Source organism: Pseudomonas zanjanensis (assembly GCF_014268745.2).
Classification (GTDB): domain Bacteria; phylum Pseudomonadota; class Gammaproteobacteria; order Pseudomonadales; family Pseudomonadaceae; genus Aquipseudomonas; species Aquipseudomonas zanjanensis.
The window spans coordinates 739,845-761,202 of sequence record NZ_JABWRB020000002.1 but is presented as its reverse complement, the minus strand read 5'-3'; the positions used below and the strand labels follow the sequence as shown (position 1 = coordinate 761,202).

At 60.7% G+C, this 21,358-nt stretch carries 21 protein-coding genes; 14 read left to right on the top strand and 7 right to left on the bottom strand.

Annotated elements, in window-relative coordinates:
* Positions 1-1,002 carry an OmpA family protein gene (locus HU715_RS19155; RefSeq protein ID WP_186706321.1) on the bottom strand — a complete coding sequence of 334 codons (1,002 nt, stop codon included), beginning with the start codon at positions 1,000-1,002 and terminating at the stop codon, positions 1-3.
* A 191-nt stretch (positions 1,003-1,193) separates the two neighbouring features.
* Between HU715_RS19155 and pyrC the strand changes: the two genes are divergently transcribed.
* Entirely contained in the window at positions 1,194-2,240 is a 1,047-nt protein-coding gene (pyrC, locus tag HU715_RS19150) for a dihydroorotase (protein ID WP_186706322.1), read from the top strand.
* Positions 2,237-2,914 (top strand): ribonuclease T, encoded by a 678-nt coding sequence (gene rnt, locus HU715_RS19145; RefSeq protein ID WP_003204947.1) that lies wholly within the window; start codon positions 2,237-2,239, stop codon positions 2,912-2,914. The genes pyrC and rnt overlap by 4 nt, the downstream gene beginning before the upstream one ends.
* A gap of 246 nt (positions 2,915-3,160) precedes the next feature.
* Here the strand turns inward: rnt and HU715_RS19140 are convergent, their stop codons facing one another.
* Complete coding sequence (locus tag HU715_RS19140; protein WP_003204949.1) at positions 3,161-3,763, bottom strand: peroxiredoxin; 603 nt, start codon at positions 3,761-3,763, stop codon at positions 3,161-3,163.
* A 313-nt stretch (positions 3,764-4,076) separates the two neighbouring features.
* Between HU715_RS19140 and HU715_RS19135 the strand changes: the two genes are divergently transcribed.
* Entirely contained in the window at positions 4,077-4,295 is a 219-nt protein-coding gene (locus HU715_RS19135) for a bacterioferritin-associated ferredoxin (RefSeq protein ID WP_003178704.1), read from the top strand.
* Positions 4,296-4,493: 198 nt separating this feature from the next.
* Positions 4,494-4,967, top strand: coding sequence for a bacterioferritin (bfr, locus tag HU715_RS19130; protein WP_186706323.1), 474 nt, complete (start codon positions 4,494-4,496; stop codon positions 4,965-4,967).
* Between the two features lie 227 nt (positions 4,968-5,194).
* On the opposite strand, the gene grxD is transcribed toward bfr, so the two are convergent.
* From grxD to plzR, 3 genes are all read right to left on the bottom strand, one after another.
* Positions 5,195-5,536 carry a Grx4 family monothiol glutaredoxin gene (grxD, locus tag HU715_RS19125; RefSeq protein ID WP_018614171.1) on the bottom strand — a complete coding sequence of 114 codons (342 nt, stop codon included), beginning with the start codon at positions 5,534-5,536 and terminating at the stop codon, positions 5,195-5,197.
* 89 nt (positions 5,537-5,625) lie between these two features.
* Entirely contained in the window at positions 5,626-7,734 is a 2,109-nt protein-coding gene (locus tag HU715_RS19120; RefSeq protein ID WP_186706324.1) for a molybdopterin oxidoreductase family protein, read from the bottom strand.
* A gap of 131 nt (positions 7,735-7,865) precedes the next feature.
* Positions 7,866-8,153 carry a PlzR type 4 pili assembly inhibitor gene (gene plzR / locus HU715_RS19115; RefSeq protein ID WP_053124551.1) on the bottom strand — a complete coding sequence of 96 codons (288 nt, stop codon included), beginning with the start codon at positions 8,151-8,153 and terminating at the stop codon, positions 7,866-7,868.
* Between the two features lie 403 nt (positions 8,154-8,556).
* Between plzR and argF the strand changes: the two genes are divergently transcribed.
* The gene (gene argF / locus HU715_RS19110; protein WP_186706325.1) at positions 8,557-9,477 is read left to right on the top strand and encodes an ornithine carbamoyltransferase; all 921 of its coding nucleotides are present in this window, start codon (positions 8,557-8,559) and stop codon (positions 9,475-9,477) included.
* A complete protein-coding gene (locus HU715_RS19105) occupies positions 9,474-10,583 on the top strand; it encodes an ABC transporter ATP-binding protein (RefSeq protein WP_186706326.1) in 1,110 nt (369 codons plus the stop codon). The genes argF and HU715_RS19105 overlap by 4 nt, the downstream gene beginning before the upstream one ends.
* A 107-nt stretch (positions 10,584-10,690) precedes the next feature.
* On the opposite strand, the gene HU715_RS19100 is transcribed toward HU715_RS19105, so the two are convergent.
* Positions 10,691-11,479 (bottom strand): PhzF family phenazine biosynthesis protein, encoded by a 789-nt coding sequence (locus HU715_RS19100; protein ID WP_186706327.1) that lies wholly within the window; start codon positions 11,477-11,479, stop codon positions 10,691-10,693.
* Between the two features lie 174 nt (positions 11,480-11,653).
* Positions 11,654-12,124 carry a Cys-tRNA(Pro) deacylase gene (gene ybaK, locus HU715_RS19095; protein ID WP_186706328.1) on the bottom strand — a complete coding sequence of 157 codons (471 nt, stop codon included), beginning with the start codon at positions 12,122-12,124 and terminating at the stop codon, positions 11,654-11,656.
* A 324-nt stretch (positions 12,125-12,448) separates the two neighbouring features.
* On the opposite strand from ybaK, the gene HU715_RS19090 reads away from it, so the two are divergent.
* The 8 genes from HU715_RS19090 (at position 12,449) to HU715_RS19055 (ending at position 21,280) form a co-directional block, all read left to right on the top strand.
* Positions 12,449-13,300 carry an MIP/aquaporin family protein gene (locus HU715_RS19090; RefSeq protein ID WP_186706329.1) on the top strand — a complete coding sequence of 284 codons (852 nt, stop codon included), beginning with the start codon at positions 12,449-12,451 and terminating at the stop codon, positions 13,298-13,300.
* Between the two features lie 73 nt (positions 13,301-13,373).
* Positions 13,374-14,879, top strand: a complete 1,506-nt coding sequence (gene glpK / locus HU715_RS19085; RefSeq protein ID WP_186706330.1) for a glycerol kinase GlpK — start codon at positions 13,374-13,376, stop codon at positions 14,877-14,879.
* A gap of 85 nt (positions 14,880-14,964) precedes the next feature.
* Positions 14,965-15,720, top strand: a complete 756-nt coding sequence (locus HU715_RS19080) for a DeoR/GlpR family transcriptional regulator (protein ID WP_186706331.1) — start codon at positions 14,965-14,967, stop codon at positions 15,718-15,720.
* Positions 15,721-16,039: 319 nt separating this feature from the next.
* Positions 16,040-17,578: a glycerol-3-phosphate dehydrogenase gene (gene glpD, locus HU715_RS19075; RefSeq protein ID WP_186706332.1), complete on the top strand. Its 1,539-nt coding sequence runs from the start codon at positions 16,040-16,042 to the stop codon at positions 17,576-17,578.
* A 448-nt stretch (positions 17,579-18,026) separates the two neighbouring features.
* Positions 18,027-18,941 (top strand): glutamate/aspartate ABC transporter substrate-binding protein, encoded by a 915-nt coding sequence (locus tag HU715_RS19070; RefSeq protein WP_186706333.1) that lies wholly within the window; start codon positions 18,027-18,029, stop codon positions 18,939-18,941.
* 190 nt (positions 18,942-19,131) lie between these two features.
* A complete protein-coding gene (locus tag HU715_RS19065; RefSeq protein ID WP_053124568.1) occupies positions 19,132-19,878 on the top strand; it encodes an amino acid ABC transporter permease in 747 nt (248 codons plus the stop codon).
* Positions 19,878-20,549: an amino acid ABC transporter permease gene (locus HU715_RS19060; RefSeq protein WP_014339892.1), complete on the top strand. Its 672-nt coding sequence runs from the start codon at positions 19,878-19,880 to the stop codon at positions 20,547-20,549. Before HU715_RS19065 ends, HU715_RS19060 begins: the two co-directional genes overlap by 1 nt.
* The gene (locus tag HU715_RS19055; RefSeq protein ID WP_018614195.1) at positions 20,546-21,280 is read left to right on the top strand and encodes an amino acid ABC transporter ATP-binding protein; all 735 of its coding nucleotides are present in this window, start codon (positions 20,546-20,548) and stop codon (positions 21,278-21,280) included. The genes HU715_RS19060 and HU715_RS19055 overlap by 4 nt, the downstream gene beginning before the upstream one ends.
* Positions 21,281-21,358: the final 78 nt, after the last annotated feature.

Genomic DNA, 21,358 nt, shown 5'->3' with positions numbered 1-21,358 from the left:
TCAGGAAGTGCGCGCAGCCGTCGCAGCAGGCGCAACCGCCTTGGCCGGGACAACCGGCGCCGCCGTCTTGCCCGGCGCAGCAGCGGGTGCCACAGCAGGTGATGCAGGCGTTGCCGCTGGTGTTGGCGGTTGTGGCGCCGGGGCCTGGGTGGCCGCCACTCGCTCCAGTTTTACGACGACACGACGGTTCTTGGCCCGATTGGCGGCGTTGGTATTGGCGACCAGCGGATAACGCTCGCCGTGGAAGCGCACGGTGAACTGGGACTCCTGGAAGCCGTTGGCCTTGAAGAAGTCCTGAACCGCCAGGGCCCGACGGCGTGAAAGCTCACGGTTGGTCAGGCGGTTGCCACTGTTGTCGGAATGGCCATCAAGCTCGACATGATTGACGCTCGGGTCTGCCTTGATAAAGTCGAGCATGACCTGCAACTGAGCCTTGGCCCGAGCATCCAGCTCAATCCCCTCTCCGGGGAAGCCGATCTGGGTTTGCTTGATCTGTTCGAAGTTTTTCGGCAACAGTTTCGCCACGCAGCCCTGGTAATCGTTGAACGCCTTGTTGAAGCGCACGGGCAGCAGCCGAACTTCGGAAACGCGCCCATCCTCGGTGTTGCGTCGAACCACGGGGCTGCGGCCTTCCATCAACCCGCTGATCAGTCGGCCTGCCTGTACCTGGGAACTGTCGAACAGCACATCGCCGCTGCCGATCCTGACCGAGCCCAGGTTGATATCGCCCCGTCCTGGCTGCCAGGGCGCCGCGGCCGCGAGCAACGTTGCGGAGCCACCACCGAGCATCGGGTTATAAGCCTTCAGGCGGAACGTGGCCTGCTCCCCCGCCTTGCGCACGAATTCGCCGCTGCCAAAATCGGTGATCGGCTGGCTCAGCCGGCACTCGAACTTGTCGCCTTCGACCGTCCACTCGATGCTCTCCAGACGGGTCTGGAAAGTGAGCGCCATGGCGGGAAGGCTGGCAAACACACTGAGCAAGGCTAGATAACGCTGGCGCACGGGAGGCTCCACTGACTTTTATACAAAGATCGACGCCTGCTTGAGGGCATGACGCCTGTCCGGGGTACTGCACGGATTCGTGGCACACCTGTAGGAGCTATCGGTAAGTTGTCGCAGAACTTGATAGCGGGTGCCTGAATCGGTCTTTTCCGGTAGCATTCCCAGAGTTTGACCCGCCTGGAAGCCCCCCAATGTCCGACCGCCTGACCCTGCTGCGTCCCGACGACTGGCATATTCATCTTCGCGATGGTGCTGTGTTGACCCATACCGTCGCCGATGTCGCGCGCACCTTCGGGCGCGCAATCATCATGCCTAACCTGGTTCCGCCCGTGCGCAACGCCGCCGAGGCCGATGGCTATCGCCAGCGTATCCTCGCCGCGCGCCCGGCTGGCAGCCGCTTCGAACCGCTGATGGTGCTTTACCTCACCGACCGCACCCAGCCCGAAGAGATTCGCGACGCCAAGGCCAGCGGTTTTGTCCACGCCGCCAAGCTGTACCCCGCCGGCGCGACCACCAACTCCGACTCCGGCGTCACCAGCATCGACAAGATCTTCCCGGCGCTGGAGGCCATGGCCGAAGTCGGCATGCCGTTGTTGATCCATGGTGAAGTCACCCGGGGCGACGTCGACGTGTTCGACCGCGAGAAGATTTTCATCGACGAGCACATGCGCCGCGTCGTGGAGCGCTTCCCGACCCTCAAGGTGGTGTTCGAACACATCACCACCGGCGATGCCGTGCAGTTCGTCAACGAAGCACCGGCCAACGTCGGCGCGACCATTACTGCCCATCACCTGCTGTACAACCGCAACCACATGCTGGTGGGCGGGATCCGGCCGCACTTCTATTGCCTGCCGATCCTCAAGCGCAATACCCACCAGGAAGCCTTGCTGGACGCCGCCACCAGCGGCAGCGCCAAGTTTTTCCTCGGCACCGACTCGGCCCCCCACGCCCAGCACGCCAAGGAAGCGGCCTGCGGTTGCGCCGGCTGCTACACCGCCTACGCCGCCATCGAGATGTACGCCGAGGCGTTCGAACAGCGCAACGCGCTGGACAAGCTCGAAGGCTTTGCCAGCCTGCACGGCCCGCGTTTCTATGGCCTGCCGGTGAACACCGATCGTATTACCCTGGTCCGTGACGAATGGACCGCCCCTGTCAGCCTGCCCTTCGGCGAGCAGACCGTCATCCCGCTGCGCGCCGGTGAAAAACTGCGCTGGCGCCTGCTGGAGGAAAACGCGTGAGTGAAGATCATTTCGACGACGAACTGGACGGCAACGGTGGTTCGGGCGGCGCCCGTCACCCCATGGCCGCGCGGTTCCGTGGTTATCTGCCGGTCGTCGTCGATGTCGAAACCGGTGGTTTCAATTCCGCCACCGACGCCCTGCTGGAAATCGCCGCGACCACCATCGGCATGGACGAAAAAGGCTTTGTGTTCCCTGATCACACCTACTTCTTCCGCGTCGAACCGTTCGAAGGCGCCAACGTCGAAGCGGCGGCCCTGGAGTTCACCGGGATCAAGCTCGATCACCCGCTGCGCATGGCGGTCAGCGAAGAAACAGCCCTGACCGACATCTTCCGTGGCGTACGCAAGGCGCTGAAAGCCAACGGTTGCAAGCGAGCGATCCTGGTCGGCCACAACAGCAGCTTCGACCTGGGCTTCCTCAACGCCGCCGTCGCGCGCCTGGACATGAAGCGCAACCCGTTCCATCCGTTCTCCAGCTTCGACACCGCGACCTTGGCGGGCCTGGCGTACGGCCAGACTGTCTTGGCCAAGGCCTGCCAGGCAGCCGACATCGACTTCGATGGCCGCGAGGCCCACTCGGCCCGCTACGACACCGAGAAGACCGCCGAGCTGTTCTGCGGCATCGTCAACCGGTGGAAAGAGATGGGTGGCTGGCAGGATTTCGACGACTGACATTGGCCAAGCCTGGCTCTTGTGGCTCTTGTGGCTCTTGTGGCTCTTGTGGCGAGGGAGCTTGCTCCCGCTTGAGCGCGAAGCGCTCACAAAATATTTGGGGCGGCTACGCCACCCAGCGGGAGCAAGCTCCCTCGCCACAGGGTTCAGTGCAAAGGGCTCTGCGTCTCTGCCAACCATTCGGCTTGCACTGCCCATAAAAAAACCGGCCCATCGAGGGCCGGTTTTTTTTATGCCTGGGTGCGCTTACAGCTTGTCGCTGTGCTCGCCCAGGTAAGCGGCAACGCCTTCAGGCGATGCGGTCATGCCCTTGTCGCCTTTTTTCCAGTTGGCCGGGCAGACTTCGCCGTGCTCTTCGTGGAATTGCAGCGCGTCGACCAGACGGATCAGCTCTTCCATGTTACGGCCCAGCGGCAGGTCGTTGATGATCTGCGAACGGACGACACCCTTGTCGTCGATCAGGAACGCGCCACGGAAAGCCACGCCGCCTTCGGACTCAACGTCATAGGCCTTGGCGATTTCGTGCTTCATGTCGGCAGCCATGGTGTATTTCACCTGGCCGATACCGCCATTGTTGATCGGGGTGTTGCGCCAGGCGTTGTGGGTGAAGTGCGAGTCGATCGAAACAGCGACCACTTCAACGTTGCGCGCCTTGAAATCGTCCATGCGGTGATCCAGTGCGATCAGCTCGGATGGGCAGACGAAGGTGAAGTCCAGAGGATAGAAGAACACCAGGCCGTATTTGCCTTTGATGGCCGAGGACAGGGTGAAGCTGTCGACGATTTCGCCGTTGCCGAGGACGGCTGGAACGGTAAAGTCTGGGGCTTGTTTGCCTACGAGTACGCTCATGGGATATCTCCTGATGTAATAGCGTGAAAACAAGGTCCGGGCCAGCCTGCCACCCTCAGGCGACAGCCCTGTGACACGAACCCGCTTACAAGGGCCGACCATCATACACCGCGCATTTGGACTGTCTTCAACGGTTTTTCGTGGTATCGAAAAATCGCCGCCCCGCTGCGGGCCGCTTTCGTCGCGCTGGATAAAACCGTTCGTCAGCCTGTCGTCATCTGGGTGAAAGTCCTTGAGAAACCACTTTGACAATCATTCTCGTTAACATTAAGATCCGTCTCAATTGAGTCACAACCAGCGACGGTTCTCACTTATGTATGTATGCCTCTGCACTGGCGTCACCGACGGACAAATCCGCGAAGCGATCTATGAAGGTTGCTGCAGCTATCGCGAAGTCCGCCAGGCCACCGGCGTAGCCAGCCAATGCGGCAAATGTGCCTGCCTGGCCAAGGAAGTGGTGCGTGAAACCCTCGCCAAGGTGCAAACGGCACAGGCCTCGATCCCTTACCCGGTAGAATTTACTGCCGCGTAAACACAGCTTTTCAAGGAACCGGACTTAATGTCCGGTTTTTTTATGCCTGCAAATCAAATAGTTAGCGTCCAGACGCGGAACACAAACATTCTTATTCCGATTAATTTTCATTTATTATTCAATAACTTAGGTTTGACACTGGTAAATACGCGGCTCAAACTCCGCCCTATACACAGCTATTACAGGGCAGGCCTCATCATGAAAGGCGACATTACAGTCATCCAGCATCTCAACAAGATCCTTGCCAATGAGCTGGTCGCGATCAACCAATACTTCCTGCATGCGCGCATGTACGAGGACTGGGGCCTGAACAAGCTGGGCAAGCACGAGTACCACGAGTCCATCGACGAGATGAAGCACGCGGACAAGCTGATCAAGCGCATCCTGTTCCTCGAGGGCCTGCCGAACGTCCAGGACCTGGGCAAGCTGCACATCGGCGAACACACCCGGGAAATGCTCGAGTGCGACCTGCGCATCGAGCGCACCGGCCATGCCGACCTGAAGGCCGCCATCGTCCATTGCGAAAGCGTTGGCGACTTCGGTAGCCGTGAACTGCTGGAAGACATCCTCGAATCCGAGGAAGAGCATATCGACTGGCTGGAAACCCAACTGGGCCTGATCGACAAGATCGGTCTGGAGAACTACCTGCAATCGCAGATGGGTGAAGAGTAAGTTTCCCAGTAGCAAGCCACTAAAAAGCCCCGCCCTCTTTCGAGAGGCGGGGCTTTTTATTGCCTGGGTTCCCAGGCTCACTTAAATCCCCTGTGGGAGCGGGCTTGCTCGCGAAAGCGTTGTACCAGAAACATCAACAGAGACTGACACACCGCTTTCGCGAGCAAGCCCGCTCCCACAGTGTCCGCATTCAGCCACAAACTGTGTGCTGAATACGGATATGTGGATCAGGCTTCGGTCTTATTCGCCGCCGCTGCTTCCACAGCTGCCTTGATCGTGGCCTGCAGAGAGCCGTCAGCGGCCATCTCGGTCATGATGTCGCTACCGCCGATCAGCTCACCACCCACCCACAATTGCGGGAAGGTTGGCCAGTTGGCGTACTTGGGCAGGTTCGCGCGGATTTCCGGGTTCTGCAGGATGTCCACGTAGGCAAACTTCTCGCCACACGCCATCACCGCCTGGGCAGCCTTGGCCGAAAAACCGCACTGTGGCGCGTTCGGCGAGCCTTTCATGTAAAGCAGGATGGTGTTGTTGGCAATCTGGTCTTTAATCGTTTCGATGATATCCACGGAGCACCTCGGCTTAAACTTTGCGACTTCAGATGTCGACACGGTGGCGCATTGTAACGGAAAGCAGAACGTGCTGCTCAGGGACAATTTTACGCAGCCGCCACCTTCACCGGCACGCCGTTGAGCGCCGCGTTGCCGGATAACTCATCGAGCTGACAGTGATCGGTCAAGTCGTTGGCGCTGGAGCCTGGCTGTGCGCTGGCAATGGTCATCTGCACGCCCGGCCGGGCATGGCCCCAGCCGTGGGGCAGGCTGACCACGCCTTTCATCATGTCCAGGCTGCCCAGCACCTCGACTTCGATGACCCCCACCCGCGAACTGACGGTCACGCGCTGCCCATCGGCAAGGCCACGCGCGGCGAGGTCATCCGGGTGCATCAGCAACTGATGACGCGGCTTGCCCTTCACCAGTCGATGGAAGTTATGCATCCAGGAATTGTTGCTGCGCACATGACGGCGGCCAATCATCAGTAACTCATCCGGCTCAGGCGCCTGCAACGCGGCAAAGCGCGCCAGGTCAGCGAGAATCACCGGCGGCGCGGCCTGCACCCGCTGGTTTTCGGTTTTCAGGCGCGCCGCCAGGTTGGGCTTGAGTGCGCCGAGGTCGATGCCATGGGGATGGTCGAACAGGGTCGCCAGGGACAGCTTGTGCGGCGAGGCATCGCCATACGCCCCGTTGCGCAGGCCAAAATCGATCATCTGTGCCGGCGGCATGGTCGGCTTGAGCGCCTTGCCGGTCCGGGCGGCGAAGGCCTTGGCCAGGCCGACGAAGATTTCCCAGTCATGCAGCGCCCCCTCGGGCTTGGGCAGGATCGCCCGGTTGAAACGGGTCACGTTGCGCACGGCGAACAGGTTGAACGTGGTGTCGTAGTGATCGTTTTCCAAGGCCGAGGTCGAGGGTAGGATCAGGTCGGCGTAACGGGTGGTTTCGTTGATGTACAAATCGACGCTGACCATGAACTCCAGCCCATCCAGGGCCTGCTCCAGTTGCCGCCCGTTGGGCGTCGACAGCACCGGATTGCCGGCCACGGTCACCAACGCGCGAATCTGGCCTTCGCCCTCGGTCAGCATCTCCTCGGCCAGGGCTGACACCGGCAGCTCCCCGGCGTACTCGGGACGCCCGGACACCCGGCTCTGCCAACGGTTGAAATGCCCGCCCGAGGTGGTGGCCACCAGGTCCACCGCCGGCTCGGTGCACAACGCACCGCCCACCCGGTCAAGATTGCCGGTGACCAGGTTGATTACCTGGATCAGCCAGTGGCACAGCGTGCCGAACGCCTGGGTCGACACGCCCATCCGTCCATAACACACCGCTGACGGCGCGGCGGCGAAGTCCCGGGCCAATTGCCGGATCTGCGCGGCCGGCACCGCACAGAGCGGACTCATCGCTTCAGCCGTGAAGGAAGCGACGGCCGCGCGCACCTCGTCCAAGCCGTCCACCGGCAGATGACTGTCACGGGTCAGGCCTTCACTGAACAAAGTATTGAGCAAGCCAAACAGCAGTGCCGCATCACCACCCGGGCGGACGAAGACGTGCTGGTCAGCTATGGCCGCCGTTTCGCTGCGACGTGGATCGACCACCACCACTTTGCCGCCACGGGCCTGGATCGCCTTGAGGCGCTTTTCCACGTCTGGCACGGTCATGATGCTGCCGTTGGAAGCCAGTGGGTTGCCGCCCAGGATCAACATGAAATCGGTGTGGTCGATGTCCGGAATCGGCAGGAGCAGGCCGTGACCGTACATCAGGTGACTGGTCAAATGATGAGGCAGTTGGTCCACCGAGGTCGCCGAGAAACGGCTGCGGGTCTTCAACAACCCCAGGAAATAGTTGCTGTGGGTCATCAGCCCATAGTTATGCACGCTGGGGTTGCCCTGGTAGACGGCCACCGCGTTCTGGCCGTGACGCGCCTGGATAGCCGCCAGGCGCTCGGCCACCAGCGTAAAGGCATCGTCCCAGGCGATGGGTTGCCATTCGCTGCCGACGCGTTGCATGGGTTGGCGCAGGCGGTCTGGATCGTTCTGGATGTCTTGCAGGGCCACGGCCTTGGGGCAGATGTGACCACGGCTGAACGTGTCCAGCGCATCGCCCTTGATCGAGGTGATCGCCAGGCCCTGGCCGTCGGTTTCGGTGGTTTCGAGGGTCAAGCCACAGATGGCTTCACACAGATGGCACGCACGGTGGTGGAGAGTCTTGGTCATGGCCAGTCTCTGTTTTATTCGTGGCGGGCACTTTCGGCCGCGGGAACAAAACTATGGCGCGTGATTCCCGGCAGCGCCAGCGACGTTCGTCCTGTGAATTGCCGGGCATCAGGCCCGCCGATGAGGTGCGTTCAAGGACCTTCGGGAGGTGGCGCCAGGAGTTGGATTTCCTCGATGGTTTCCACTTGTTCCTGGGCGATGGGTACACCGGTCAGCTCGCCAATCAAGCGCCAATGCTCGTCGAGGCCGCTGCTGATCGTGGCCATGCGATCGATCATCCGCCGGCCGGCGGCCTTGGTCACTTCGTCATCGCTGCGCAGCAATTCGAATGACATGGACGTCACCGAAGCCGTCAGGTGCGTCAGCGAGCGTGCGGTCAGCCCCAGCAATTCCATCAGTTGTTGCTCTTTCGAATCCATTTCGGGCTCCTGTGCCGCTGAGGCTCATTTATAACCCAGGCCTTTGCATTAGGAAATGTTTCACAAGCACCAGCAGACAGGCGAAAGGATGGAATGACATGGCATAAACGGGCCATCGACCACCGCGCGCGCGCCGGGCTTGATTGCCAAGCCGAGCAACGCCAGTGTACAAATGGACCGCTGCTGTCAGGAAACCGGCCTCAACTACGCCATCGCATTCGCGTGATGGCCTCGCTGAACTCCCCAAAAACCGTAGCCCTATTGGTAAGACGCGACATTTAATTATAAGATCGCGCCTTCCCCTATTTCGTCGCCCCGTGCGGCTTTTGCCGCAGGTCTCGCCCGTTTTTTCATTAGACAAGGCTTTGAGCATCTGCGGTCAGTTACAAAAAGGTAGTCAATCATGAGCGCAAGGCACTTTCTCTCCCTGATGGATTTCACGCCCGATGAGTTGCTCGGCGTGATCCGTCGAGGCGTGGAGCTCAAGGACCTGCGTAACCGCGGCGTACTGTTCGAGCCCTTGAAAAACCGCGTGCTGGGGATGATCTTCGAGAAGTCATCGACCCGCACCCGCATCTCTTTCGAAGCCGGCATGATCCAGCTGGGCGGCCAGGCGATCTTCCTGTCGCCCCGTGACACCCAACTGGGCCGTGGCGAACCCATCAGCGACTGCGCCATCGTCATGTCGAGCATGTTGGACGCGATGATGATCCGTACCTTTGCCCACAGCACCCTGACCGAGTTCGCGGCCCATTCCCGCGTACCGGTGATCAACGGCCTGTCCGACGACCTGCACCCTTGCCAGTTGCTGGCCGACATGCAGACCTTCCTCGAGCACCGTGGCTCGATCCAAGGCAAGACCGTGGCCTGGATCGGCGATGGCAACAACATGTGCAACAGCTATATAGAAGCGGCGATGCAATTCGACTTCCAGCTGCGCATTGCCTGCCCTGAAGGCTTTGACCCCAATGCCGAGCTGCTGGCCAAGGCCGGGGACCGAGTGTCCATCGTCCGCGATCCGAAACAGGCCGTGGCCGGTGCGCACCTGGTGAGCACCGACGTCTGGACCTCCATGGGCCAGGAAGAAGAGACCGCCAGGCGCCTGGAGCTGTTCGCGCCACTGCAGGTCAACCGGGCCCTGCTCGACCTGGCAGATGCCGACGTGCTGTTCATGCACTGCCTGCCGGCCCACCGTGGCGAGGAAATCAGCATGGACCTGCTGGATGATCCGCGTTCGGTAGCCTGGGACCAGGCCGAAAATCGCCTGCACGCGCAAAAGGCCCTGCTCGAGTTCCTGGTCGAGCCGGCGTATCACCACGCATGAGCCACGCCCTGCTGCTGAACTTGCACAACCTGGCCTGCGGCTACCAGGACCAGCGGGTCGTCCAGAACCTCAACCTGCACCTCAATGCCGGTGACATCGGTTGCCTGCTCGGTTCGTCCGGCTGCGGCAAGACCACGACGTTGCGCGCCATTGCCGGCTTCGAACCGGTGCATGAGGGTGAAATCCAACTGGCTGGGGAAACCATCTCCCGCGCCGGTTTCACCCTCGCCCCGGAAAAGCGTCGCATCGGCATGGTGTTCCAGGATTACGCCCTATTCCCCCACCTGAGCGTGGCACAGAACATTGCCTTTGGCATTCGCAAGCATCCGGACAAGGACCGCATCGTCGAAGAGCTGCTGGAACTGGTCAACCTGAAACACTTGGGCAAGCGTTTTCCCCATGAACTGTCCGGCGGCCAGCAACAACGCGTGGCCCTGGCCCGTGCGCTGGCGCCGGAACCGCAGTTGCTGTTGCTCGACGAGCCGTTTTCCAACCTCGATGGCGAGCTGCGCCGCAAGCTCAGCCATGAAGTACGGGACATTCTCAAGGCCCGTGGCACCAGCGCGATCCTGGTCACCCATGACCAGGAAGAAGCCTTCGCCGTGAGTGACCACGTCGGTGTTTTCAAGGAAGGTCGACTGGAACAGTGGGACACGCCCTACAACCTGTACCACGAACCGCTGACGCCATTCGTCGCCAGTTTCATTGGCCAGGGCTATTTCATTCGTGGCCAGCTCGACAGCCCGGAATCGGTGCAGACCGAACTGGGCATCCTGCGTGGCAACCGCGCCTACACTTGGCCCATCGGCGGTGCGGTGGACGTGCTGCTGCGCCCGGACGATATCGTCTATGCGCCGGACAGCCCGCTCACCGGTAGAATTATCGGCAAGACCTTCCTGGGCGCCTCAACCTTGTATCGCCTGCAGTTGCCCACCGGCGCGCAATTGGAATCGATCTTCCCCAGCCATGCCGACCATCAGGTGGGCGCCGACGTCGGCATCCGCGTGGCGGCTGAGCACCTGGTGCTGTTCCAGGCCTCGGGCAGCACGGCAGCGCAGATCCCGCCGGTGGACAGCGGTGTACGGCGCCATAGCACGGCCAACTGATAACGCACCTCCAGTGTGGGAGCGGGCTTGCTCGCGAAGAGGGCAGCACATTCAACATCAATGTCGCTGACACACCGCCTTCGCGAGCAAGCCCGCTCCCACAAAAGTCAGTGCGCCCCCAACATCAACGTCCCACTCGCCACCAACGTCGCATGCCCGCCAATCTTCACCCGCTCACCTTCCAACCGGCAAAACAACGCCCCGCCCCTGGCCGAGCATTGATAAGCCGTCAGCCCGTGTTTACCCAGGCGTTTGGACCAGTAGGGAATCAGGCTGCAATGGGTCGAGCCAGTCACCGGGTCTTCGTTGATGCCGATCGCCGGGGCAAAATAGCGCGAGACAAAATCATGCTTGCTCCCCGGTGCGGTGACGATAGCGCCGGGCCAAGGCAGTTTCGCCAGGGCCGCCATGTCCGGCTTGCAATCGAGCACCGCTTGCTCCGATTCCAGTACCACGAACAGTTCGTTGGAACTCAACACATCCACCGCTTCGACGCCCAAGGCACTCTGCACCGCCAGGGAGGCGCCCAATTCGGCAGGCACGACGGCCGGAAAATCCAGCCACAGCCGATCCCCCTCGCGCGTCACGCTCAGCGAACCGGACCGGCAAATGAAATCCAGGCGCTCGACGGGTTCGTGATAGACCTCGAACAGCACATAAGCGCTGGCCAACGTGGCGTGCCCACACAGCGGGACTTCGGTGGTGGGGGTGAACCAGCGGATATGCCAATGCTGGCCTTCGCGCACCAGAAACGCGGTTTCAGCCAGGTTATGTTCGGCGGCAATCTTCTGCATCAAGTCATCGGCAAGCCAGCCGTCGAGCCGATAGACCATCGCCGGGTTACCGCCGAATGGCCGGTCACTGAACGCATCGACCTGATGAAACGCAAGCTGCATGGCACTTCTCCTTATTTTTCTGATGCGCCAGCATGGGTGCAACGGCACGGCTTATCCAGAGACAGATCAGCAGAATTTTCACCCTACAGCGCCGGATAAACACACCGACCAGGCCTTACTCCCCTGTGGCGAGGGAGCTTGCTCCCGCTTGGCTGCGCAGCAGCCACCCGGCTATCAAGTCCGCCCAATATCGGCAAACGCCGCCCCGGTGTGCTCCTTCAATACCGAAGGCGCCAGCTCGACTTCCAACCCACGCCGCCCCGCACTGACGAACATGCTGGCGAGCGGCTGTGCGGAACTGTCGATAAACGTGCGCAGACGCTTCTTCTGCCCCAGCGGGCTGATCCCGCCGAGCAAATAACCGGTCGAACGCTGCGCGGCGGCCGGGTCGGCCATCTCGACCTTCTTCACGCCGGCGGCATGGGCCAGGCCTTTCAAATCCAAACTCCCGGCCACAGGCACTACCGCCACCAACAGCTCACCTTTTTCGCTGGCCGCCAACAGCGTCTTGAACACTTGCGCCGGATCCAGCCCGAGCTTTTCCGCCGCCTCCAAGCCATAGGAAGCAGCCTTGGGATCGTGTTCATAGCTGTGGATGCGATGTTCGGCGCGCACTTTCTTAAGCAGATCCAACGCGGGTGTCATGACCGCTCCTGACAAAGGAAATCCAAAACGAGTCAGCCGATTCTAAGCCATCGCCTGTGAAAAGGCTCCGGTACTGCACTGCAACGACCGGCGACGCCGCGCCAACAGGCGAGTCATTCACAGCGCGAATAGTTGAAATATGACCGACGGTTCACTTTCGACCTTTGACACCAGCGTTTCTTGTCTATATTTTTTCGAAACTGAAAGTCACATTGCATGTCTCAAGCTGCAACCCGAGATCAGGATGGGGATCCTGCCTCGGTGGAAATCGCGCAATCGTGCTGTATCGAACGCGCTGCAAAACAACAAAAAACCGAGGTTTGAATGACAACTGCTTTACAACAGCCGCCCCTGTCCAGCCAATGCCTGGCCGAATTCCTGGGAACGGGCCTGCTGATCTTTTTCGGCACCGGTTGCGTCGCGGCGCTCAAGGTCGCGGGTGCGAGTTTCGGCTTGTGGGAAATCAGCCTCATTTGGGGCGTCGGCGTCAGCATGGCCATCTATCTGAGCGCGGGCATTTCCGGCGCCCATCTCAACCCTGCCGTCAGCATCGCCCTGTGCCTGTTCACCGACTTTGAAAAACGCAAGCTGCCCTTCTACATCATTTCCCAAGTGACCGGCGCTTTCTGCGGCGCCCTTCTGGTCTACACGCTGTACAGCAATCTATTCTTCGATTTCGAACAATCCCGGCACATGGTTCGCGGCACCGAAGCGAGCCTCGAACTGGCCTCGGTGTTCTCCACCTACCCGCACGCAGCACTGTCCACTGGCCAGGCCTTTCTCGTGGAAGCGATCATCACCGCCATTCTGATGGGGGTCATCATGTCCCTGACAGATGACAACAACGGCTTGCCCCGTGGCCCACTGGCGCCGCTGCTGATCGGCCTGCTGATTGCCGTGATTGGCAGCTCCATGGGACCGCTGACGGGCTTTGCGATGAACCCGGCGCGGGATTTCGGTCCTAAACTGATGACTTTCTTCGCAGGCTGGGGTGAAATTTCCCTCACGGGTGGACGCGATATCCCGTACTTCCTGGTTCCGGTTTTTGCGCCGATCGTCGGTGCGTGCCTCGGTGCCGCGGCTTATCGCGGGTTGATTGCCCGCCACCTGCCCAGCGCCATAACTGCTACAAAGGATGCAACACCGGCCATTGACGGCAAGCCCAGAACATCCTGAAACAGTCGACGCAGGCTCTTGCCCATCGAACCTGCGCCGTGGCTTCTTCCTTTTACGTCCCAAGGCAATCGACATGACCGATATCCAGAACAAGAATTACATCATTGCCCTCGACCAGGGTACGACCAGCTCGCGGGCGATCATCTTCGACCGTGACGCCAACGTGGTCTGCACCGCCCAGCGCGAATTCGCCCAGCATTACCCACAAGCCGGTTGGGTCGAACACGACCCGATGGAAATCTTCGCCACCCAGAGCGCGGTCATGGTCGAGGCCCTGGCCCAGGCCGGCCTGCACCATGACCAAGTGGCGGCCATCGGCATCACCAACCAGCGGGAAACCACCGTGGTCTGGGACAAGACCACCGGTCGGCCAATCTACAACGCCATCGTCTGGCAGTGCCGGCGCAGTACCGAGATCTGCCAACAGCTCAAGCGCGACGGCCACGAGCAATACATCAGCCAGACCACCGGCCTGGTCACCGACCCGTACTTCTCCGGCACCAAGCTCAAGTGGATCCTGGACAACGTCGAAGGCAGCCGCGAGCGCGCGCGCAACGGTGAGCTGCTGTTCGGCACCGTCGATAGCTGGCTGATCTGGAAATTCACCGGCGGCAAGGTCCACGTCACCGACTACACCAACGCCTCGCGCACGATGCTCTTCAATATCCACTCGCTGGAATGGGACGCGAAGATGCTCGAGATCCTCGACATCCCTCGCGAAATGCTCCCTGAAGTAAAGTCGTCCTCGGAAATCTACGGGCGCACCAAGAGCGGCATCGCCATCGGCGGCATCGCTGGCGATCAGCAGGCCGCCCTGTTCGGGCAGATGTGCGTGGAGCCGGGCCAGGCGAAAAACACCTACGGCACCGGCTGCTTCCTGCTGATGAACACGGGCAAGAAGGCCGTGAAATCCAATCACGGCATGCTCACCACCATCGCCTGCGGCCCACGTGGCGAAGTGGCCTACGCCCTGGAAGGCGCGGTATTCAATGGCGGCTCCACGGTCCAATGGCTGCGCGATGAACTGAAGATCATCAACGACGCCCTGGACACCGAATACTTCGCCAACAAGGTCAAGGACAGCAACGGTGTGTACCTGGTGCCCGCCTTCACCGGCCTCGGCGCGCCGTATTGGGACCCCTATGCCCGTGGCGCGCTGTTCGGCCTGACCCGCGGCGTACGGGTCGATCACATTATTCGCGCAGCGCTGGAGTCGATTGCCTACCAGACCCGCGACGTACTCGACGCCATGCAGCAGGATTCGGGCGAACGCCTCCGGGCCCTGCGCGTCGACGGTGGCGCGGTGGCAAACAATTTCCTGATGCAGTTCCAGGCCGACATCCTCGGCACCCGGGTCGAGCGGCCGAAGATGCGTGAAACCACGGCCTTGGGCGCCGCCTACCTGGCCGGCCTGGCGTGCGGCTTCTGGGGCAGCCTGGAAGAACTGCGGGGCAAAGCGGTGATCGAGCGCGAATTCGAACCGCAACTGGAGGAGCCGGCGAAAGAGAAACTCTACGCCGGCTGGCAGAAAGCCGTCAGCCGCACCCGCGATTGGGAGCCCCACGAAGACGCGGAATAAAGGCCGACAAGATTCCGAAACTGGTCGGGAGTGGATTCCTGCGGCATCATGGGCAAATTTTGTACGGCAGCCCAAAGGAAGCCCCATGAATCTGCCTCCACGCCAGCAACAAATCCTCGAACTGGTCCGCGAGCGCGGCTATGTCAGCATCGAGGAAATGGCGCAGCTATTCGTCGTCACCCCGCAAACCATCCGCCGCGACATCAATCAACTGGCGGAAGTGAACCTGCTGCGCCGCTACCACGGCGGCGCCGCCTACGATTCAAGCGTGGAAAACACTGCCTACGCCATGCGCGCGGACCAGATGCGCGACGAGAAGCAACGCATCGCCGAAGCCATCGCCGCCCAGATCCCCGATCACGCCTCGCTGTTCATCAACATCGGCACCACCACCGAATCCATCGCCCGGGCGCTGCTCAATCACAACCATCTGAAGGTCATCACCAACAACCTGCACGTGGCTTCGATCCTCAGTGCCAAGGACGATTTCGAAGTCCTGGTCGCTGGCGGTAACGTACGGCGTGATGGCGGCGTGGTGGGCCAGGCCAGCGTCGACTTCATCAATCAGTTCAAGGTCGACTTCGCCCTGGTGGGCATCAGCGGGATCGATGAAGATGGCAGCCTGCTGGACTTCGACTACCAGGAAGTGCGGGTTTCCCAAGCCATCATCGCCAACGCCCGGCAAGTGCTGTTGGCGGCGGACTCCAGCAAATTCGGGCGCAACGCCATGGTCCGCCTGGGGCCTATCAGCCTGATCGACTGCCTGGTGACCGACCAGCAGCCCGTGCCGGCCCTGGCGCAACTATTGACCCAGCACAAGATTCGGCTGGAGGTGGTCTGACTTCACCCCGATCCCCTGTGGCGAGGGAGCTTGCTCCCGCTCGGCGGCGTAGCCGTCGTAAAATCGGCCTGGTGCGGTTAGCCTGAAGAAAAACGCCAGCCTGCTTGGGATGGCTTCGCCATCCAGCGGGAGCAAGCTCCCTCGCCACAGAAGCATTCCACAATTCTCTTTTTGTTCGTAAATTTTCCTTTCAGCCGCATTCGATCAGTAATTTCAATCGAATTCGACTGGTCGTGGCTGTGCTTATGGGCTAGTATTTTCGCAAATGAACATTTATGTTCGAATTCAAATATTGTGAAAAAGAGCCCGAGGCCAGCCGATGCCCACTTCTACCTTGCCTACGCCCCCTCTCGCCGAGATCTATGACGTCGCCGTCATTGGTGGCGGTATCAATGGCGTGGGGATTGCCACGGACGCTGCCGGTCGCGGTCTTTCGGTGTTCCTTTGCGAAAAGGACGATCTGGCCAGCCATACCTCGTCGGCGAGCAGCAAGCTGATCCACGGCGGCCTGCGCTACCTTGAACATTATGAATTCCGCCTCGTACGCGAAGCCTTGGCCGAGCGTGAAGTGCTGCTGACCAAGGCCCCGCACATCGTCAAGCAAATGCGCTTCGTGCTGCCCCACCGCCCGCACCTGCGCCCGGCCTGGATGATTCGCGCCGGCCTGTTCCTCTACGATCACCTGGGCAAACGCGAGCAACTCGCCGGCTCCAGAAGCCTGAAGTTCGGGGCCGACAGCGCACTGAAAAGCGAGATCACCAAAGGCTTCGAATACTCCGACTGTTGGGTCGACGACGCGCGGCTGGTGGTGCTCAATGCCATGGCCGCCCGGGAGAAAGGCGCGCATGTCCACACCCGCACCCGTTGCGTGAATGCCCGTCGAAGCAAAGGTCTGTGGCACTTGCACCTGGAACGTGCCGACGGCAGCCTGTTTTCGATCCACGCCAAGGCGCTGGTCAACGCTGCGGGCCCGTGGGTGGCCAAGTTCATTCGCGATGACCTGAAGCTGGAATCGCCCTATGGCATCCGCCTGATCCAGGGCAGTCACCTGATCGTGCCGAAACTCTACGAAGGCGAGCATGCGCACATTCTGCAAAACGAAGATCAGCGCATCGTGTTCACCATTCCGTACCTGAATCAGTTCACCTTGATCGGTACGACGGATCGCGAATACACCGGCGATCCGGCCAAAGTGGCGATTACCGAAGGCGAAACCGATTATCTGTTGAAAGTGGTCAATGCTCACTTCAAGAAGCAGATCAGCCGCGACGATATCCTGCACAGCTACTCCGGTGTACGTCCGCTGTGCAATGACGAATCCGACAACCCATCGGCCGTGACACGGGACTACACCCTGGCGCTGTCGGGCGGCGGTCAAGAGGCCCCATTGCTGTCGGTGTTTGGCGGCAAGCTGACCACCTATCGCAAACTGGCCGAATCAGCCATGGCGCAACTGGCCCCCTACTTCACACAGATGCGCGGAAGCTGGACCGCCGTGGAAGCCCTCCCCGGCGGGGAAAACATGACCACCCCGCAAGCACTGTGCTCGGCGCTGCGGGACAAATTCGACTGGCTGCCAACCGACATCGCCCGGCGCTGGGCCACCACCTATGGCAGCCGTACCTGGCGCATGCTCGAAGGCGTGCACGACCTCGGCGATCTGGGCGAGCACATCGGTGCCGGCCTCTACACCCGCGAAATCGATTATCTGTGCAGCGACGAGTGGGCCGTCGATGCCCAGGATATCCTCTGGCGCCGCAGCAAGCTGGGTTTGTTCACCACCCCCGCCGAGCAACAGAAGCTGCAGCAGTACTTGGATAAGGTCGAGCACAATCGCCGCAAGATCGAAGCGGCCTGAGCGATACCCGGCTAAACCGAAGAGCCCCTGAATCCCGCGATTCAGGGGCTTTTCGCTATCTGGAGCCCACCACAGAACCCTGTGGGAGCGGGCTTGCTCGCGAAGACGGCGGCACTTTCAACATCATCGGTTCAGGTAGACCGTCTTCGCGAGCAAGCCCGCTCCCACAGGGATTGTGTGAAGGCGCAAGGCATTCGGTTTTCCGAACAAGACCTATCGATCGGTTCGGCTAACCGGATAAACCAGGCCGCACAAAACCTGAAACAAAACATTAATTATCTTAAAAAACAAGTAGTTATCCAGAAACGACTGGCCTGGCACGACTCATGCTCTACACTCCTCGAGACGAATGCCTGTACGCCAACACACCAGGAGCTGCCAGGCATTTCGAAGTACTCAGGGCCGACGAACCGGCCGAAATAAAAAAAACAATGTCGAGGAAACATCGATGCGTATCGTTCCCCATCTCCTGGGCGCAGCCATTGCTGCCGCTCTGATCAGCACGCCGGTTTTCGCAGCCGAACTGACCGGCACACTGAAAAAGATCAAAGAGTCCGGCGTCGTTACGCTTGGGCATCGCGACGCTTCCATTCCGTTCTCCTACATCGCAGACGCTTCCGGCAAGCCGGTCGGCTACTCCCATGACATCCAGCTGAAAGTTGTCGAAGCCCTGAAGAAAGAGCTCGACGTACCGAACCTGCAGGTCAAGTACAACCTGGTCACCTCGCAAACTCGTATCCCGCTGGTGCAGAACGGCACCGTGGACCTGGAGTGCGGCTCCACCACCAACAACGTCGAGCGCCAGCAACAAGTCGCCTTCTCCGTTGGCATCTTCGAGATCGGCACCAAGCTGCTGTCCAAGAAAGACTCCAAGTACAAGGATTTCGACGACCTCAAGGGCAAGAACGTCGTGACCACCGCCGGCACCACGTCCGAGCGCATCCTCAAGGCCATGAACGCCGACAAGCAGATGGGCATGAACGTCATCTCCGCCAAGGACCACGGCGAATCCTTCCAGATGCTGGAATCGGGTCGTGCCGTCGCGTTCATGATGGACGACGCCCTGCTGGCTGGCGAAGCCGCCAAGGCCAAGAAGGCCGATGACTGGGCCGTCACCGGCACCCCACAGTCCTACGAAATCTACGGCTGCATGATGCGCAAGGGCGACGAGCCGTTCAAAAAGGTTGTCGATGACGCCATCAAGGCCACCTACGCTTCGGGCGAGATCAACAAGATCTACGAAAAATGGTTCATGCAACCGATCCCGCCAAAAGGCCTGAATCTCAACTTCCCGATGAGCGACGAACTCAAGGCACTGATCGCCACGCCGACCGATAAAGCGGCTGACGACAAGAAATCCTGATTTCTGACTAACCTTATCTCCTGAAGGGGCCCCGCTCCTTCAGGGGATGGTCACTCCCTGCTGGCAAATCTGGAAACACTCGAACCGGTGGCTGTCGAGCCGATCGCGTGTGCCTGGCCTCCAAGCCGGGCGGGAACGGAGCTTCCCCAGGCGGGCATTTGTATATCGAACGATCTGAGGGGAGACCCTAATGAATTACAACTGGGACTGGGGCGTGTTCTTCAAGTCCACCGGCGTGGGCAGCGAGATTTATCTCGACTGGTACGTGGCCGGCCTGGGCTGGACCATCGCCATCGCCGTCGTCGCCTGGATCATCGCCCTGCTGCTGGGCTCGATCCTGGGTGTGATGCGCACCGTGCCGAACCGGCTGGTGTCGGGCATCGCCACGTGCTACGTAGAGCTTTTCCGTAACGTGCCCCTGCTGGTTCAGCTGTTCATCTGGTACTTCCTGGTGCCGGACCTGCTGCCCGCCGATATGCAGGAGTGGTACAAGCAGGACCTGAACCCGACCACCTCGGCCTACCTGAGCGTCGTCGTGTGCCTGGGCCTGTTCACCGCCGCGCGGGTCTGCGAACAGGTACGCACCGGCATCCAGGCGCTGCCGCGCGGCCAGGAATCCGCCGCCCGCGCCATGGGCTTCAAGCTGCCGCAGATCTACTGGAACGTGCTGCTGCCCCAGGCCTACCGGATCATCATTCCGCCGCTGACCTCGGAATTCCTCAACGTCTTCAAGAACTCCTCCGTGGCCTCGCTGATCGGCTTGATGGAACTGCTCGCGCAGACCAAGCAGACCGCCGAGTTCTCGGCCAACCTGTTCGAAGCCTTTACCCTGGCGACGCTGATCTACTTCACCCTGAACATGAGCCTGATGCTGCTCATGCGCATGGTCGAGAAGAAAGTCGCGGTGCCCGGCCTGATCTCCGTGGGGGGTAAATAATGGAATTCGACTTCACTGGCATCATCCCGGCCATTCCCGGCTTGTGGAACGGCATGGTGATGACCCTCAAGCTGATGGCCCTGGGTGTCGTCGGCGGGATCATCCTGGGGACGATCCTTGCGCTGATGCGCCTGTCCCACAACAAGCTGGTCTCCAATATCGCTGGCGCCTACGTCAACTATTTCCGCTCGATCCCGCTGCTGCTGGTCATCACCTGGTTCTACCTGGCGGTGCCGTTCGTGCTGCGCTGGATCACCGGCGAAGACACGCCGATCGGTGCGTTCGGCTCCTGCGTCGTGGCGTTCATGATGTTCGAGGCGGCGTACTTCTGCGAAATCGTGCGGGCCGGCGTGCAGTCGATCCCCAAGGGCCAGATGGGCGCGGCACAGGCACTGGGCATGAACTATGGCCAGGTCATGCGCCTGATCATCCTGCCCCAGGCGTTTCGCAAGATGACCCCGCTGTTGCTGCAACAGAGCATCATCCTGTTTCAGGACACCTCGCTGGTCTACACGGTCGGCCTGGTGGACTTCCTCAATGCTTCGCGGGCCAATGGCGACATCATCGGCCGCTCCAATGAGTTCCTGATCATCGCAGGTCTCGTGTACTTCACAATCAGCTTTGCCGCCTCGCTGCTGGTCAAGCGTCTGCAAAAAAGGTTCGCCGTATGATCTCTATCAAGAACATCAACAAGTGGTATGGGGACTTCCAGGTACTGACCAATTGCAGCACCGAGGTCAGCAAGGGTGAGGTTGTGGTGGTGTGCGGGCCGTCGGGTTCGGGCAAGTCCACGCTGATCAAGTGCGTGAACGCCCTGGAGCCGTTCCAGAAGGGCGACATCGTGGTCGATGGCACGTCCATCGCCGACCCGAAGACCAACCTGCCGAAACTGCGTTCGCGGGTGGGCATGGTGTTCCAGCATTTCGAACTGTTCCCGCACCTGACCATCACCGAGAACCTGACCATCGCGCAGATCAAGGTGCTGGGCCGCAGCAAGGAAGAAGCCACCAAGAAAGGCCTGCAATTGCTTGAGCGCGTGGGTCTCTCGGCCCACGCCCACAAGCACCCGGGCCAGCTCTCCGGCGGCCAGCAGCAGCGCGTGGCGATTGCCCGTGCGCTGGCGATGGACCCGGTGGTGATGCTGTTCGACGAACCGACCTCGGCCCTTGACCCGGAAATGGTCAACGAAGTGCTCGACGTGATGGTGCAACTGGCCCACGAAGGCATGACCATGATGTGCGTGACCCACGAAATGGGCTTCGCCCGCAAAGTGGCGAACCGGGTGATCTTCATGGACCAGGGCCAGATCATCGAAGACTGCCCGAAAGAAGAGTTCTTCGGCGACATCAGCGCCCGCTCCGAACGTGCGCAGCATTTCCTTGAGAAAATCCTGCAGCACTAAGCGTCGCCTCCTTTAGGCGCGCTTGTCCTTGTGGCGAGGGAGCTTGCTCCCGCTGGGTCGCACAGCGACCCCAAACCG